The organism is Rhodospirillales bacterium, from assembly GCA_014323865.1.
Lineage (GTDB): Bacteria > Pseudomonadota > Alphaproteobacteria > SP197 > SP197 > SP197.
In genome coordinates, this window is record JACONG010000006.1 from 75,607 (window position 1) to 90,598 (window position 14,992).

General features: G+C 64.3%; 15 protein-coding genes. 3 read left to right on the forward strand and 12 right to left on the reverse strand.

Going from position 1 to position 14,992, the window contains the following annotated elements:
* Positions 1-24 precede the first annotated feature (24 nt).
* The 11 genes from GDA49_02975 to ccsA all read right to left on the reverse strand — a co-directional run bounded on the left by GDA49_02975 (position 25) and on the right by ccsA (position 11,832).
* Entirely contained in the window at positions 25-261 is a 237-nt protein-coding gene (locus GDA49_02975; GenBank protein MBC6439376.1) for a hypothetical protein, read from the reverse strand.
* 168 nt (positions 262-429) lie between these two features.
* Positions 430-1,767 (reverse strand): GTPase HflX, encoded by a 1,338-nt coding sequence (gene hflX / locus GDA49_02980; GenBank protein ID MBC6439377.1) that lies wholly within the window; start codon positions 1,765-1,767, stop codon positions 430-432.
* Positions 1,727-1,993, reverse strand: coding sequence for an RNA chaperone Hfq (gene hfq / locus GDA49_02985; GenBank protein MBC6439378.1), 267 nt, complete (start codon positions 1,991-1,993; stop codon positions 1,727-1,729). The genes hflX and hfq overlap by 41 nt, the downstream gene beginning before the upstream one ends.
* Before the next feature lie 190 nt (positions 1,994-2,183).
* Entirely contained in the window at positions 2,184-3,056 is an 873-nt protein-coding gene (locus GDA49_02990) for a D-amino-acid transaminase (protein MBC6439379.1), read from the reverse strand.
* Between the two features lie 51 nt (positions 3,057-3,107).
* Positions 3,108-4,484 (reverse strand): Trk system potassium transporter TrkA, encoded by a 1,377-nt coding sequence (gene trkA, locus GDA49_02995; protein ID MBC6439380.1) that lies wholly within the window; start codon positions 4,482-4,484, stop codon positions 3,108-3,110.
* Positions 4,485-4,497: 13 nt separating this feature from the next.
* Positions 4,498-5,910, reverse strand: coding sequence for a sigma-54-dependent Fis family transcriptional regulator (locus tag GDA49_03000; protein MBC6439381.1), 1,413 nt, complete (start codon positions 5,908-5,910; stop codon positions 4,498-4,500).
* Positions 5,900-8,185 (reverse strand): PAS domain-containing sensor histidine kinase, encoded by a 2,286-nt coding sequence (locus GDA49_03005; protein MBC6439382.1) that lies wholly within the window; start codon positions 8,183-8,185, stop codon positions 5,900-5,902. The genes GDA49_03000 and GDA49_03005 overlap by 11 nt, the downstream gene beginning before the upstream one ends.
* Entirely contained in the window at positions 8,182-9,615 is a 1,434-nt protein-coding gene (gene ntrC, locus GDA49_03010) for a nitrogen regulation protein NR(I) (GenBank protein ID MBC6439383.1), read from the reverse strand. The genes GDA49_03005 and ntrC overlap by 4 nt, the downstream gene beginning before the upstream one ends.
* Positions 9,612-10,712, reverse strand: a complete 1,101-nt coding sequence (locus GDA49_03015) for a PAS domain-containing protein (GenBank protein ID MBC6439384.1) — start codon at positions 10,710-10,712, stop codon at positions 9,612-9,614. Before GDA49_03015 ends, ntrC begins: the two co-directional genes overlap by 4 nt.
* The gene (locus GDA49_03020) at positions 10,709-10,966 is read right to left on the reverse strand and encodes a hypothetical protein (protein MBC6439385.1); all 258 of its coding nucleotides are present in this window, start codon (positions 10,964-10,966) and stop codon (positions 10,709-10,711) included. The genes GDA49_03015 and GDA49_03020 overlap by 4 nt, the downstream gene beginning before the upstream one ends.
* Before the next feature lie 71 nt (positions 10,967-11,037).
* Entirely contained in the window at positions 11,038-11,832 is a 795-nt protein-coding gene (gene ccsA, locus GDA49_03025) for a cytochrome c biogenesis protein CcsA (protein ID MBC6439386.1), read from the reverse strand.
* An 88-nt stretch (positions 11,833-11,920) separates the two neighbouring features.
* On the opposite strand from ccsA, the gene ispD reads away from it, so the two are divergent.
* From ispD to GDA49_03040, 3 genes are read left to right on the forward strand one after another with little or no spacing between them, the layout of a single operon-like run.
* Positions 11,921-13,084: a 2-C-methyl-D-erythritol 4-phosphate cytidylyltransferase gene (ispD, locus tag GDA49_03030; protein ID MBC6439387.1), complete on the forward strand. Its 1,164-nt coding sequence runs from the start codon at positions 11,921-11,923 to the stop codon at positions 13,082-13,084.
* Positions 13,085-13,110: 26 nt separating this feature from the next.
* A complete protein-coding gene (locus tag GDA49_03035; GenBank protein MBC6439388.1) occupies positions 13,111-13,578 on the forward strand; it encodes a phosphatidylglycerophosphatase A in 468 nt (155 codons plus the stop codon).
* Positions 13,571-14,059, forward strand: coding sequence for a CinA family protein (locus GDA49_03040; protein MBC6439389.1), 489 nt, complete (start codon positions 13,571-13,573; stop codon positions 14,057-14,059). Before GDA49_03035 ends, GDA49_03040 begins: the two co-directional genes overlap by 8 nt.
* On the opposite strand, the gene GDA49_03045 is transcribed toward GDA49_03040, so the two are convergent.
* Positions 14,008-14,910, reverse strand: a complete 903-nt coding sequence (locus tag GDA49_03045; GenBank protein MBC6439390.1) for a LysR family transcriptional regulator — start codon at positions 14,908-14,910, stop codon at positions 14,008-14,010. The genes GDA49_03040 and GDA49_03045 overlap by 52 nt on opposite strands.
* Between the last annotated feature and the right edge of the window lie 82 nt (positions 14,911-14,992).

Here is a 14,992-nt window from a genome sequence, read left to right on the forward strand (position 1 = left end):
GGGGGGGGGGGGGGGGAAGACCGGTCAGAACCTGACGATCATGCGGTTCCGCTCCGCTGTTGCGACCGGGCGCGCCAAAATTCGCCCATCCGGCCCGAACTTCAGGCCGCGGCACTGCAGCGCGACATCATTCGGGAACGTCTTGTTCGACTGGTAGACATAATCGATGACCCTGAAGCCATCGCGTTCGCGGACAATCATGCCCTCCCCTTCGGGAAGATAGGGCAAAACGTCGTCAAGGTGCTCGATCCGGACCTCCACCGGATGCCTCCTTTCATGATGGTTGGGTTGTCCCCACAGTGAGCAACAGCGGGAACACCCTCCGAGGCATCCAACTCAGCTCATGCCGATGTCCTGGATGGTTTGGAAGCAGTGCATGAACGACACGAATGCAACCGAAACAACCATATTCGGTCAAAAGCTGTTCCGCTAGCCTGTCGCGCCCATCTTCCGGAACCGTTCCAGGTCCTTGTGTTCGATACCGACCTTCATGGCGACCTCGGTGTCGCTGTCAGTGCGTTCGAGCACCTCGCCGTGGCGATACAGGAAGCTGATCGCCTTGCCATCGGTGACCGGAACCTTGAGGTCGACCACTTGGCGGCCGTTCCAGACGCGGCGGCTGACGAGATCGTGCAGGTCGTCGATGCCTTCGCCGGTGACGGCAGAGATGGCGACGGCGTCGTGGCGACGTGCGGCGGTCGCAAGGGTGTGTTCGCGCGCCTCATCGTCGAGCAGGTCGATCTTGTTGAAGACCTCGACCAGGCGGTCGTCGCGACAGGCCTCGCCAATGCCGAGTTCGTCGAGCACGGCGATGACGTCTTCCGACTGCGCCTCCGCATCGGGATCGCTCATGTCGCGCACATGGACCATGACGTCGGCCTCGATCACCTCCTCCAGCGTGGCGCGGAAGGCGGCGACCAGCGTGGTCGGGAGGTCGGAGATGAAGCCGACCGTGTCGCTCAGGATCACGCGGCGTCCCGACGGCAAGTCGATGCTGCGCATGGTGGGATCGAGCGTCGCGAAGAGTTTGTCGTCGGCGTAGACCCTGGCGCCGGTCAGGCGATTGAAGAGAGTGGACTTGCCGGCGTTCGTGTAGCCGACCAGCGCGACAATCGGATACGGCACCTTGCGTCGGGCACCCCGGTGCTGCTCGCGCATGCGGACGACATCCTCCAGCTCCTTGCGCAGCCTCGCGAGGCGCTCGTCGATCAGGCGTCGGTCGATCTCGATCTGCGATTCGCCGGGGCCGCCGACGAAGCTGAGACCGCCGCGCTGCCGCTCCAGATGAGTCCAGCTGCGCACCAGCCGACTGCGTTGGTAGGTCAGCGCAGCCATCTCGACCTGCAGCACACCTTCCCGCGTCGCCGCACGCGCACCGAAGATATTGAGGATCAGACCGGTGCGGTCGATAACCTTGGCCTTCCAGGCCTTTTCCAGGTTGCGCTGCTGAACGGGCGATAGCGTGGTGTCGAGAAACACAAGCCCGATGTCCTTCTCGGCGATGTAACCTTTCAGCCCATCGACCTGGCCCGAGCCCAGAAAGGCTCCAGGTTTGGGCAGGCGCACTGTGACGATTTCTTCGGCCACGATCTCCAGATCAATCGCGCGCACCAGCGCCGCGGCTTCCTCAAGAGCGCGTTCGTCGTCGCGCGGCCGTCGCCACTTGCCGCGCATGGATGGGTAGAGAACCAGGCAGCGCGTGGGCGCGGCCCTGGTTTCGTGGAATTCAGACGTCGACCGTCTCCCCGATCCCCTCGGCGTCTTCATGTTCGAAGAGCTTCAGCGGCGATGCGGGCATCACTGTGGAGATCGCGTGTTTGTAAACCAGTTGCGAATGACCGTCGCGGTGAAGCAGGACACAGAAATTGTCGAACCACGTGATGACGCCCTGGAGCTTCACGCCGTTCACCAGAAAGATGGTGACCGGCATCTTCGCCTTGCGGACGCTGTTGAGAAACCTGTCCTGCAGGTTGTGCGGCCTGTCCTGGGACATGGCACGGCCTCCCCCGTTCTTGTTTCTTTCGGACGTTCCTGCCGGCCTCCCCGCCGATCCCGTCGTCCGTGAACGCTAGTCGCTGTTCACATCGGCACACAAGCGAAAGCATGCGCATTTCGGAAACTTGTGTGGCAGCCACGACACGCCGAAACATCCACACAGACGTCACATCACAGAAACGGTCGCGTCAGACGGCGGCTTCCAGCGCAACCTTCCGGGCAAAAGCGAGGTAGGCAGCCAGCAGCGTTCGTGTCGTCGTACCGGGATGACCGTTGCCGATAACCGTATCGTCGATCTGAGTCACCGGCTTCACGAACGATGTCGTGCTCGTCAGGAACGTCTCGCGTGCGTTCTTCGCTTCCTCGACGCTGAAGACACGTTCGATGACCTCAATGCCGTTTTCCTGCGCCAGATGAATGACCCGATCGCGCGTGATGCCCGGCAGAACATCGACGCCAAGGGGACGGGTCATCACCCTGCCCTCCTGATCGACGATCCAGGCGTTCGACGAGCTGCCCTCGGTCACGAAGCCATCGTCGTCGACGAGCCATGCCTCGTAAGCGCCCTCCTTCGCCGCCGCCGTCTTGGCGAGCACGTTCGGCAGCAAAGACACGGTCTTGATGTCCACCCGCTCCCACCGGTTGTCGGATCTCGTGATCACCTTCACGCCCGGCGCGGCATCGGCATCGCTCGGCAGCTTAACCGACTTCGCCGTGCATACGATCGTCGCCCCGAGAGCATCGTTGTCATAGACATGGTTGCGCGGTGACGTCCCGCGGTTGATCTGTAGATAGACCGTGCCGTCCTTCACGCGGTTGCGTGCGATGGTCTGGTACATGATGTGGATCAGCGCCCGATCCGTCGTCGGCGCCGGGATATCGAGCTCGCGCAGGGAGCGCGCGAGGCGAACCATATGGCCGTCCTCATCGACCATGCGACCGCTCACCACGAGGATCACCTCATAGACGCCATCGGCGAAATTGTGCGCACGATCGTCGATATGAACATGCGCCTGGCTGTGGGGGACATAGCGCCCGTTGACGTAAGCCACACGAGACATGATGGCCTCCAAACCTTGTCGTTGGCGGAACCCAGCCGGTTCTGCGCCCTATCAGAAGAACTCCAGGCCGACCGAGAAGAGCTTTTCCACCTTCTTGATGAGATCGGCGTTGGTGAAGAGTACGACGCGGTCGTGGGCCAGGATCCGGGTGTCGCCGCGCGGCACGATGACCTGTCCCTTGCGGATGACCGAGCCGATCAGAATGCCCTTGGGCAACCGGATGTCGCAGATGCTCTTGCCGGTGATCGACGAGGTTTCCAGCGCCTCGGCCTCGATGAACTCACCCGCTCCCTCGCGCACACTGTAGACGCCGCGGATGCGCCCGCGCCGAACGTGTTGGAGAATGGTCGAGACCGTCGATCCGCGCGGGTTCACCACGGCATCGACGCCGAGCTGCCCGACCAGCGGACCGTAGCTGTTCGAATTCACCAGCGTGATGGCCCAGTCCGCGCCAAGCCGCTTGGCGAGCAGCGACGACAGGATGTTGACCTCGTCGTCGTTCGAGACCGCCACAACGGTCTCGGTCTGCGCCACATTGGCTTCTTCCAGGATTTCACGCTCCAGCGCGTCGCCCAGCAGGACCGTCGTGCGTGATAGCTGATCCGCGACCTCGCGGGCCCGGGATTCGTGCAGCTCGATCAGCTTGCAGCGGATGTCCGGGTGCTCCTCCTCCAGCTCGTGCGCGATGTAGAGCCCGATGTTGCCGCCGCCGATGATGATGATCCGGCGCGCCTCGGGCTCCTCATGACCGAAAGCCGACATGGCGCGTCGCACGTGGCTGGTATCGGCGATGAAGTAGACCTCGTCACCTTCGCGCACCTCGGTCTTGCCCGTGGGCACGATCAGCTGGTCGTCGCGGATGATTCCGACCACGAAGATCTTGAGGTTGGGGAACAGCTCCGTCAGTTCCGCCAGCGGCGTATCGAGCAGGGGGCAGTCGGGCATGCAGCGCACGGCGACGGCGCGGACCTGGTCGTCGGCCATCGGGATGACATCAAGCGCGCCGGGCACCTCGAGCCGCCGGATGATCGTCTGCGCGACCTCGACCTCGGGCGAGATGATCACATCGATCGGCAGATGGTCGCGGCTGAACATGTTGCGCCACGCCGGCTCCAGATAGGACTGGTGCCGCACGCGTGCGATCTTGGTCGGAATGTTGAACAGCGAATGCGCGACCTGGCAGGCGATCATGTTGACTTCGTCCGCATAGGTCACCGCGATCAGCATGTCGGCGTCTTCGGCGCCCGCATGCTGCAACACCGGCGGATGGGCGGCAAAGCCGACGAGCCCCCTCACGTCGATCGATTCGGCCACCCGCCGGACCCGCTCGGCGTCCATGTCGATCACCGTCACGTCGTTGGCCTCGTTGGCCAGCTGGCGCGCGATGTTGAAGCCGACCTGGCCTGCACCGCAGACGATCACCTGCATGAGCCGGTCTCTCTCAGGCCCTTGACGGACGTTCGGTAGCGCGGTCCTCGTCGCCAATGCCAAGCGTCTTGAGTTTGCGATGGAGCGCCGAACGCTCCATGCCGACAAAGCTTGCCGTGCGGGAGATGTTGCCGCCGAACCGCAGGAGCTGCGAGGTCAGGTATTGCCGCTCGAAGACCTCACGCGCCTCGCGCAGCGACATCGTCATCATCTCGGTCCCGTCGTCGCTGCGCACCGGCATGGCGCCATTCGAGGCGATCTCGGGCGGCAACATGTCGGTCGTGATGCGCCCGTCGCCTTCGTTGGGCGACATGATCAGGAGCCAGTCGATAACATTGCGCAGCTGGCGCACGTTGCCGGGCCATTCCGACGCCTGCAGCGTGGCCATGGCATCATCGGTGATCTGGCGCGCCGGAAGCCCCTGGTACTCGGCAGCACGTTCGATGAAGTGTTCGCACAGCAGCAGCACATCCTCACGCCGCTCGGCCAGGGGCAGCACGCGGATCGGCACCACGCTCAGGCGGTAGAAGAGATCCTCGCGGAAGTTACCGGCCGCGATTTCGGCATCGAGCTCGCGGTTGGCCGTGGCAATCACCCTGACGTCGACCTGGACCGGCGTGTTGCCGCCCACCCGGAAGAAGGTCTGATCCTGCAGGGCCCTCAGGATCCTGCCCTGGGTTTCGAGCGGCATGTCGGTGACGTTGTCGAGCAGCAGCGTACCGCCATGGGCTCGTTCGAAGGTACCCATCATGCGCGCCGAATCCCCGCCCATTGCACCGCGCTCGGCGCCGAACAGTTCGAGTTCCACCCTGTCGGGCGCCATCGTCGCCGCATTGATCACGACGAACGGCCCGGTGGCACGCTGCGACATCCTGTGGATCTGCCGCGCCACGACCTCCTTGCCGACGCCGGCCGGTCCGGTGATCAGGACACGGCTCCCGGTCGGCGCGACACGCCTGACCGCCGCCTTGAGCTGGCTCATCGCCTGAGACCCGCCGACCAGTTCGTCCTCGACGAGGGTCTTCTGCTTGAGCTCCTCGTTCTCGCGGCGCAACTGTGCGGCCTCGATCGCTCGCCTCACGACGACCAGCAGGCGATCGACCTGGAACGGTTTCTCAATGAAGTCGTAGGCGCCGACCTTGATCGCGTTGACGGCTGTCTCGATGTTGCCGTGCCCGCTGATCATGATCACCGGCATGGTCGGATGTTCGGCGACCAGCTGGCCGAGCAGCTCCATACCGTCGCGATCGCTGCCCTGCAGCCAGATGTCGAGAACGACCAGCGAGGGCACGCGCGACCGGATCGCCGCCTCGGCCGAGGCCGAATCCGCAGCGCCGCGCACGCAGTAACCCTCATCCTCGAGAATGCCGGAGATTGCCGATCGGATATCGGCTTCATCGTCAACGATCAGAATGTCATGCACCATCGTGACCATCGCCTGCTGTCGCGGTGCCACGCCCCGGGATTTCGAGCGGAAGCATGATTGTTGCGCAGGCGCCCCCGTCCGGATTGTTCCGGAGATCGAGACAACCGTTGTGTTCTTCGACAATACGCTGGGCAATTGCCAGTCCCAAACCTGTGCCCTTGTCCCTGTTGGTCACATAAGGCTCGAAGAGCTTCTCATGAGGACCCTCGGGCAAGCCCCGTCCGTTGTCTTCAATGCAGATGATACAGTGACCGTCCTCATCGGCAACCGTCGCCCGGATGAGACCGCGCCGGTCCGTAGCGGCGTCATTGCGCTCACCGATCGCCTCGACAGCGTTCTTGATCAGGTTGTTCAGAACCTGGCCGATCTGTCGCCGGTCGCAACTGACGAAACATGACTCCGTCGGGAAGTCGCGCTTGATGGCGATGTAGGTCCCGCCGACCTCCTGAAGTGTCAGTGCCTGATCGACCAGTTCCACGATGTTCTCACGATGGAACTCCGGTGATGGCAGGCGCGCAAAGTTCGAGAACTCGTCGACGATGTGACGCAGATCGCCGACCTGCCTGACGATCGTGTCCGTGCACGCCTCGAAGACATCCGGCGCGTCCTCGATCTGCGCCAGATACTTGCGCTTGAGGCGTTCGGCGGAGAGTTGGATCGGCGTCAGCGGGTTCTTGATCTCGTGCGCGATACGGCGCGCAACGTCGCCCCAGGCCGCCTTGCGCTGGGCGGCGACCAGAGGGGTCACATCATCGAAGGTCACGACATAGCCGGTATGTGCCGGTTCGCTATCGGCGCCCACGGCCGTCATGTTCGAACCGCGTTCCAGGCTGATCCGCACCATCAGGTTCGTGACCCGGCCGCTGCGAATCAGCTCGACGTTGCCCGCCGCACCGTGATCCCTGCTGGTCATTGCGGTTCCCAACAGCGGCTCAAGCTCCGGAACGACCTCACCCAGAGGGGCCCCGACGAGGTCCTGATAACCCACCTCGAGGAGAGAGAGTGCACGGCGGTTGGGCAACTCGACGATGCCGTTGTCATCGAGACCGATCACACCTGCGCTGACCCCGGACAGCACCGACTCCGTGAACCGTCGGCGCGTATCCAACTGTCGGTTGGCTTCGATCAGTTCATGACGCTGGGTCGCAAGCTGGCCGGTCATTCGGTTGAACGCACGGCTGAGCGAGGCCAGCTCGTCCGCACCGCCCTCGCCCTCGACCCGTGCGGTGAGATCGCCCGCCCGCACGCGCTCGGCCGCACCGGCCAGCGCCGTCACCGGTTGCACGATGCGTGAGGCGAACTGCAGCGCGAACCACATGGCGACAAAGAGCAACAGAAGCGCGGACACGACATAGACCAACGCGAAGACGATCTGCAGGCTCGAGCGCTGGCCCTCAAGATCCTGAAACTCGCTCACCGCTTCGGACACCTGTTCGGTATGACCGATCACGATCGGATCAACCAGCCGGCCGACAAAGAGATAGGTGTCAGGCGTTCCTTCCAGTTCGATGAGCGCGCGCACACGGTCGTTCGTTTCCGTCGTCAGCATCAGGACCGTATCCGGTCCCGCGCGAACCAGCAGATCCTCGGGCAACGGCTGTAAAGCGAGGGCGAGCGAGAAACTCAACGACGTCTGCCCCAGAATCCGGCCGTCGCCACGGAACACGAGGGCTTCGGAGAGCTCGCGCAGAGCCGATTGCGCCTCGAGCATGCGGCTGAGGTTGTATTCATTCGCCAGCAGGGCCGGTCCAGCACGATCGAGATCACGCGCCATCGCCGAGGTGTGCGAACGCAGGTTGCCCGCGTGTTCGGTCGTGTAAGCCTCGGCCACCTCGACGGACTGCTCAAGCGCCGTCCTCACGCGCTCGCTGAACCAGGCCTCGACACCGAGCGTGAAGAACAGTACCGAGGAAACACCGACTAGGATCGCCGGCACGATGGCTGCCAGCGCGAACGCCGCCACCAGACGTGCCTGCAGCTTGGAGCCGGTCATGCCCCGCCGCCGCTGCGACGACAGAACAAGCAACCGGCGACCGACCACCGCGCCCAGCAAGAGCAGCAGGACAAGATCGATGTTGAGTAGAAGGATGACGGTATCGGTATCGGGACCGTAGGGGCCTGAGCGTGTCAGGGCACCGTAGGTTGCAAACCCGGAAACCGTCGCGGCGATGGCCAGGAGATACGTCAGTTTGCGCGTCAGTCCCTGACGACGCGACCACAGCAGGAACCAGCGCCACAGGCGCTGCCCGCCCGACTGTTCGGGAACCGCGGTCACCGCCCGGCTCCCTGACCGCGGATGGCCGAGATATCGAGATCGCGAAGCTTCTTGCGCAGGGTGTTGCGATTGATGCCCAGGATCTCTGCGGCACGAAGCTGATTGCCTTCCGTGGCGTCGAGCGTCAGCGCCAGAAGCGGGCGTTCCAGTTCGCGCAGCATGCGGTCATAGAGCCCCGGTGCCGGCGGCATGTCGGCATGCTGTCGGAAATAGTCCTCCAGATGCGCTTCGATGCTCTCGGTCAGGCTGCCTGTGAGCACAGATGACAGTGTCCGGCTGCGGGCGAGTTCGGGCAGGACGTCGGCGCCCGTGATGATGTCGTCCGAACACAGCGCCGCCAGCCGTCGAACCAGGTTTTCCAGCTCACGCACATTGCCGGGCCAACCATGATCCATCAGTGCGTCGATCGCATCCGAAGCGACCGTCTTGAAAGGGAGATCCTCGTGCGCGGCCTGCCGCAGGAAGTGATGCACCAGAAGACCGATATCCTCCTTCCGCTCCCGCAGCGGCGGCACGCGGATCGGCACGACATTCAACCGGTAGAAGAGATCCTCGCGAAAACGCCCCTGTATGATCGCTTCGGTCAGATCGCGATGGGTCGCGGCGACGATCCGCGTGTCGGCCGCGACCGTCTGGCGCGCGCCGACCGGCGCAAAGACACCTTCCTGCAGAACACGGAGAAGGCGGGTCTGCGCCTCGGGCGGCATATCGCCGATCTCGTCGAGGAACAGGGTGCCGCCCCGCGCCTGGGCGAACCGCCCCTCGCGTCTCTGGTTGGCACCGGTGAAGGCGCCGCGCTCGTGGCCAAAGAGTTCGCTTTCGATCAGGTCGCGGGGAATTGCCGCCATGTTGACCGCGACGAAAGGCGCATCCCGCCTGTGGCCATAGTCGTGCAGCGCGCGGGCGACCAACTCCTTGCCGCTACCGGATTCGCCCTCGATCATCACCGTGAGATCGGTCGAGGCCAGCCGGCCGATCATGCGGAAAATGCTCTGCATCGCCGGTGATCGGCCAATGATCAAAGGCGTCTCACTCTCGTCATCCGGCATGTTGCGCGTCGTACTCGGGGTGGCCAGTGCCCGCGTGACGGTCTCACACAGAATATCAATGTCGAACGGCTTGGCGAGGTAGTCGTAGGCACCGCTCTGGGTGGCCTTTACCGCCGTCATCAGCGTGCTGTGTGCACTCACCACGATGACGGGCATTTCGGGCCTGCATCCGTTGATGCGCGGCAGCAACTCAAGGCCGTTGCCGTCCGGCATTATCACATCGGTCACCACCAGGTCGCCCTCGCCCGCCGCAACCCATGACCACAGAGTCCCGGCGCTTTCGGTCGCCCGCGTCTCGTGGCCGTCGCGCTGCAGGGCGCGTTCGATGATCGTGCGCACGGCGCTGTCGTCATCGGCGATGAGAATCTGGCCGGTTGTCATGGCGTCGCCACGCCTTGTGCGAACGGCAGGGCCACACGGAAGACAGTTTCGTCACCGAGGCGATCGGCCGAGACGATCCCGCCGTGGCTGTCAACCATCCTGGCAACCAGCGAGAGCCCGAGGCCCGAGCGTGTCTCGCTGCCGCTGACAAAGGGCTCGAACAGCGTCTCCATCAGGTGGTCGGGTATGCCGGGTCCGTCATCGGTCACGGTGACGACGAGCGGCAGGTGACGTCCGCCGCCGTGCCGGATGCTGCCGTCATAGGATGTCCCGAGCCTGATCGTGCCGCCGGGACCGCAGGCTTCGGCCGCGTTCTTGACGAGATTGAGAAACACCTGGATCAGGGCATCGCGGTTGCCGTCGATCGGCGGCAGGCTCGGATCGTAGTGCTCGACGACAGTCAGGCGCTCGGCCATGCCGGTGCGACTGAGGCGGGCGACATGGTCGAGAACCTCATGGATGTTGAGCGTCTCGTGCGGGACAGGATGGCGCTCGGAGAACGCCTCCATACGGTCGAGCAAAGAGCAGATCCGATCGACTTCGTCGGCGATCAGGCGGGCGAGATCGCGATCCGGGTCACCGACCGCCGACTCCAGAAGCTGTGCTGCACCACGGATGCCCGAGAGCGGGTTCTTCACCTCGTGCGCCAGCGCCGTCGCAAGCCCGGAGAGCGATCGTGCCGTGCCCCTGCCTTGCTGCGCTCCCTCGAGGCGGTTCCCGAAACCCTGCTCGCGCAAGGTGACGATCAACGTTTCACCTGCCGGATCGGCACATGTGATCTGGACATCGTAGACACCGTCGGAGACGGGCGGCGGACCCGACAAAAGCATCGCCCGTTCGCGCAGCGACACCGTGTCCGGACCGATGCTGGCACACAGTCCCGCAAGCACCGATCCCTTGCCCAGGAGATCGTCCAGGTGCCGACCGAGGACATCGGCGCGGCCCTGCTGCAGCACGGCTTCGACCGCCGCGTTCACCCAGAAAACCGGACCGTCGCGCGCGACCAGAAGCACGCCGTCCGGCATCTGATCGAGAATGTCCCAGCCCTCGGGCAGAAGATCGGCAACAGGTTCTGCGGCAGCGGGAAGCGCGTTCATGCGGTCAGTGCCTGCTCGACACGATTGTCATCGAAGGTCCCTGCGATCATGATCATGACCGCCATCGCATCAGGGTCTTCGACACGCTCTCGCGGGAACCAGACAGCAGTTCTCGACTCAACGACGATTTCCGAGAACACCAGAGCTGCGCCGTACCGGCGTATGATGCGACGGAACACCATGTCCTTGATGCCTGAAAGCGGCACCAGGAGCGCACAGTCCTCAAGCTGGATATCGCCAATCTCGATGCTCATTTCTTTAGCAATTTCATTTTTTGCTCAAATTTTGAGCATTTTTTAGTACGCCAGGCCTCAGAATGCAATCGTCAACTGATCAGAACATCGGTCACGAACTTCACACCGGGGTACGCCAGCGTGACCAGCAGATAGCCGATCAGCACGTAGCGGGCCGCAAGGCGTCCGCGCGTACCCCATCGCTGGCGCGCGAACAGCAAGGCTCCGATCACCAGAAAGGCGGCGATGGTCAGGATCGTCTTGTGGTTGAGGTCAATCAGACTGCCGTCGGCAGCATACTGCGCACCCATGCCGGTCACGATTGCTGCCGCCAGGATCACCTCGCCCGCCCCCAGCATTCGGTATTCAAGCTGCTCGCTGTCGGACAGCGACGGCAGCAGGTTCGTCAGACGGCCGGGCTCGCGCCGCTTCAGCGCCCGCTCCTGCAACACGACGGCCGCGCCCGCGACCGCGGCAAGCGTCAGAAAGACATAGGTCCCCAGTGACAGGGTGACATGGATGCCGAACCACCCCAGGGCCGTCTCCTCGCTCAGCGGCCTGCCAGGTGCCTGGCTCCAGACCGCCGCGGCCAATGCAAGGAACGCCATGTAAGGAGCCAGAAGACAGCCGACCTGACGCATTTCGCTCAGCACGAGGCACAACACCAGGTAGATGACCAGAGTCGCCGCAACGGTCAGCCAGAGCGCTGCGCCGAAGCCGGCGCTCCATGCAGAACCCTGCTGTGCGGCGGCCCAGCCGGTCGCGGCAAGCGCCGCAAAGCCGAAGACCGCCCAGAACGGTGCCTCCCGAGCACCGCGCCAGGCGACGACCGCTGCGGGAATCACACAGGCGGCGGCGATGAGATGGGGCCAAAGCGATGACGTCATGAGCGGTATCTAGAGCATTTTGCGGCTCGCCGTCGACCCGTTCGACCGCTTGACCTATGGTGGGCACCTCTGACCCGTGACCGGCCCCATGCAGCAGATCGCAGCCGTCATCGTGGCCGCCGGGCGTGGCGAACGCGCAGGCGGCGGCACACCGAAACAGTACCGCAAGATCGCGGGCGCCCCGCTGCTGACATGGACTCTGCGCCGTCTCGCCGCCATCGACGGTGTCGGGCCCATTCAGATCGTGATCGACCCAGACCACCGGGCACTCTACGAGCGCGCGACCCGTAGCTTCGATCTCCTGCCAGCCTGCCCCGGCGGCACCACACGTCAGGGTTCGGTCCTCCGGGGCCTCGAAGCCCTCGCAGCCCACGATCCTGGTTGGGTCATGGTGCACGATGCCGCGCGGCCATTCGTGACATCGGCGCTCGTTGAACGCCTGCGGGACGCCCTTGCGACTGGCGCTGACGGCGTCATCCCCGTGCTGCCCGTGACCGACACTCTGAAGCGTTGCCCCGACGGCATCATCGCCGCCACGCTCGACCGCAGCGAATTCGGCTTGGCCCAGACCCCGCAGGCCTTCGGTTTCGCGGCGTTGCTGGAGGCCCATCACAAGGTACAGGGCAATGAACTGACCGATGACGCAGCCGTCGCCGAGGCGGCCGGCATGGCCGTCCACACCGTTCCCGGAGACACAGGCAACGTGAAGGTAACCATGGCCGACGACCTCGACGCCGCGACCGCGCGCCTGGAGCACATCGAAACCCGCACGGGCACGGGCTTCGACGTCCATGCCTTCGCAGAGGGTGATAACGTCATGCTGTGCGGCATCCGCATTCCGCACGATCAGACCCTGTCCGGCGACACCGATGCCGATGTCGGGCTTCATGTACTGGTCGACGCCATGCTGGGTGCGATGGGCGAAGGCGATCTCGGCGTTCACTTCCCCGTGGGATCGGCGGAATGGAAGGGCCGCCCGTCCAGCGACATGGTCGCCGTGGCCGTCGGTCTCATGCAGCAACGGCACGCCCGGCTGGTCCATGCCGACATCACGCTGATCGCGCAAAAACCCAGGCTCGCCAAACACCAGACCGCCATGAAGGCACGTGTCGCAGAACTGCTCGGCGTGGCACCGTCGCGGGTCAATATCAAGGTCACCTCGACGGACGGCCTGGGTTTTGCCGGCCGGAGCGAAGGCATTGCGGGCCAGGCGGCGGTCACGATCGCCATGCCGTCGCACGATCCGCAATGAAGACCCGGGCCACCGTCACCCTCGGCATGCCGGGCGCGTTCATCGCCACATGGTTCGGCGCAGGCCTCCTGAGACCTGCCCCCGGCACCTGGGGATCCCTGGCCGCGCTGCCTCTGGGCATCGCAGTTCTCTATCTTGCGGGGCCCTGGGCCCTGGCGGTCGTCGCCGTTGCGGTGTTCGGCCTCGGCATGATGTCCGCCGGCCGCCTGATCGCCTCCTTCCCCCAGGGTTCGGATCACGATCACGGTGCCATCGTTGTCGACGAGGTCGCGGGACAACTGATCGCGCTTATCCCGGCGATGCTGTCGCCACTGTTGTGGGTTGCCGCCTTCCTGCTGTTTCGCCTGTTCGACATCTGGAAGCCCTGGCCGATCCGTCGCCTCGACCGCGATGTTCCCGGCGTCCTGGGCGTGATGGCCGATGACATCGTGGCCGGGATCTTCGCCGCGGTCGGCGTCTTCGTTCTCGCACAGATCGGGCTCGCCGATGTTTGACGATGCGATAAACATCCTCGCCGCTGAGGTTCTCGCGGCATGCCGCAGGCGCGGGCTGATGATGGTCATTGCGGAGTCCTGCACCGGTGGCCTCGTGGCCAGTGCGCTGACGGCCGTCTCCGGCTCGTCCGACGTCGTCGACCGCGGCTATGTGACCTATTCCTACGACTCCAAGACCGAAATGCTCGGCGTGCCACGCGACCTGATCATGGATCGCGGTGCCGTCAGCGAAGCGGTTGCACGCGCCATGTCCATTGGCGTTCTGGCCCGTCATCCCGGACGCATCGCAGTTGCTGTAACGGGCGTCGCTGGTCCCGGCAGTGACAGCCAGGCCAAACCGGCCGGCCTGGTTCACTTCGCAGCCGGCCTTGGCGGCGAGATTCGCCATCTGGAACGGCGCTACGGCGACGTCGGACGGGATGCCGTGCGTCAGGCTGCCGTTTGCGACGCCTTGTCGCTCGTCCTGGAACTCTGCGCATAGCTCATAAGCCAGTCCGCGACGGCATCACGCGCCTGATTCCTGCGGTTGCCCGGATAAACGACATAGTAGCCAGAGGCGTCGTCATCCGACTCATCCCAGACCACGGCCAGGTCCTCTCGCGCAACGCCATCTTCGACGAGCAAACGGGGTGCCAGGGCAATCCCCTGCCCCATCGCGGCCGCATCGAGCGCGAGTGCGGTGCGATTGATGCGCAGCGCCGGGCGGACCCCAGGTGTTCCCTCGCGCCGAAACAGATTCGCCCAGTTGTCGTGGCTGTCCTCGATCAGGTTCTGTTCCGAAAGATCGCCGAGTGTGGGCGACATCGACAGACCGTCGGCCATGGCGGGATTGCAGACAGCGCACAACCCAAGCGGTGCCAGGCGCTCGCAGACGAGTTTGTTGCCGAACGGCGGCGTCCCCTGGCGAATGGCGATGTCCGCCCCGTCGCCGCCGAACGTGGCGAGTTGTGCGGTCGCGATCGTCTGGAGATCGATCCCGGGATGAGCTCTCGAGAACGCAGCGAGCCTGGGAACCAGCCATTTGGCGGCCAGCGAGGGCGGAAGACTGAGCCGAATGGTCGCCGCATCGGGTTCCAGGTTGCCGATGGCCTCATCGACGGAGACGAGCGCAGCGGCAATCCGCTGGTGGAACGTCACCGCCTCGGGTGTCAGCATCAGACCACGCGCATGGCGGTCGAAAAGCCGCACACCAAGGTCGTCTTCGAGAGCGCGCACGCGCTGGGCGACCGCTCCCTGCGTGATGTGGAGTTCGTCCGCCGCCTTGCGAAAGTTCAGATGGCGCGCGGCCGCGTCGAACATCCGAAGCGATTCGAGATTGGGTCGACGGTGCATCGTCATTCATCCAGCCAGCAGACTCTCTACAGTCTCACGCGACAAATCATGATTGGTCAATCGACCGCATCCGTGCCACGTC

Excerpts from the sequence above, each read along its gene's own strand:
- hflX (MBC6439377.1), bottom strand. The coding sequence starts at position 1,767 with ATGAAGACGCCGAGGGGATCGGGGAGACGGTCGACGTCTGAATTCCAC.
- hfq (MBC6439378.1), bottom strand. The coding sequence starts at position 1,993 with ATGTCCCAGGACAGGCCGCACAACCTGCAGGACAGGTTTCTCAACAGC.
- GDA49_02990 (MBC6439379.1), bottom strand. The coding sequence starts at position 3,056 with ATGTCTCGTGTGGCTTACGTCAACGGGCGCTATGTCCCCCACAGCCAG.
- trkA (MBC6439380.1), bottom strand. The coding sequence starts at position 4,484 with ATGCAGGTGATCGTCTGCGGTGCAGGCCAGGTCGGCTTCAACATCGCG.
- GDA49_03000 (MBC6439381.1), bottom strand. The coding sequence starts at position 5,910 with ATGGTGCATGACATTCTGATCGTTGACGATGAAGCCGATATCCGATCG.
- ntrC (MBC6439383.1), bottom strand. The coding sequence starts at position 9,615 with ATGACAACCGGCCAGATTCTCATCGCCGATGACGACAGCGCCGTGCGC.
- GDA49_03015 (MBC6439384.1), bottom strand. The coding sequence starts at position 10,712 with ATGAACGCGCTTCCCGCTGCCGCAGAACCTGTTGCCGATCTTCTGCCC.
- GDA49_03020 (MBC6439385.1), bottom strand. The coding sequence starts at position 10,966 with ATGAGCATCGAGATTGGCGATATCCAGCTTGAGGACTGTGCGCTCCTG.
- ccsA (MBC6439386.1), bottom strand. The coding sequence starts at position 11,832 with ATGACGTCATCGCTTTGGCCCCATCTCATCGCCGCCGCCTGTGTGATT.
- ispD (MBC6439387.1), top strand. The coding sequence starts at position 11,921 with ATGCAGCAGATCGCAGCCGTCATCGTGGCCGCCGGGCGTGGCGAACGC.
- GDA49_03035 (MBC6439388.1), top strand. The coding sequence starts at position 13,111 with ATGCCGGGCGCGTTCATCGCCACATGGTTCGGCGCAGGCCTCCTGAGA.
- GDA49_03040 (MBC6439389.1), top strand. The coding sequence starts at position 13,571 with ATGTTTGACGATGCGATAAACATCCTCGCCGCTGAGGTTCTCGCGGCA.
- GDA49_03045 (MBC6439390.1), bottom strand. The coding sequence starts at position 14,910 with ATGCACCGTCGACCCAATCTCGAATCGCTTCGGATGTTCGACGCGGCC.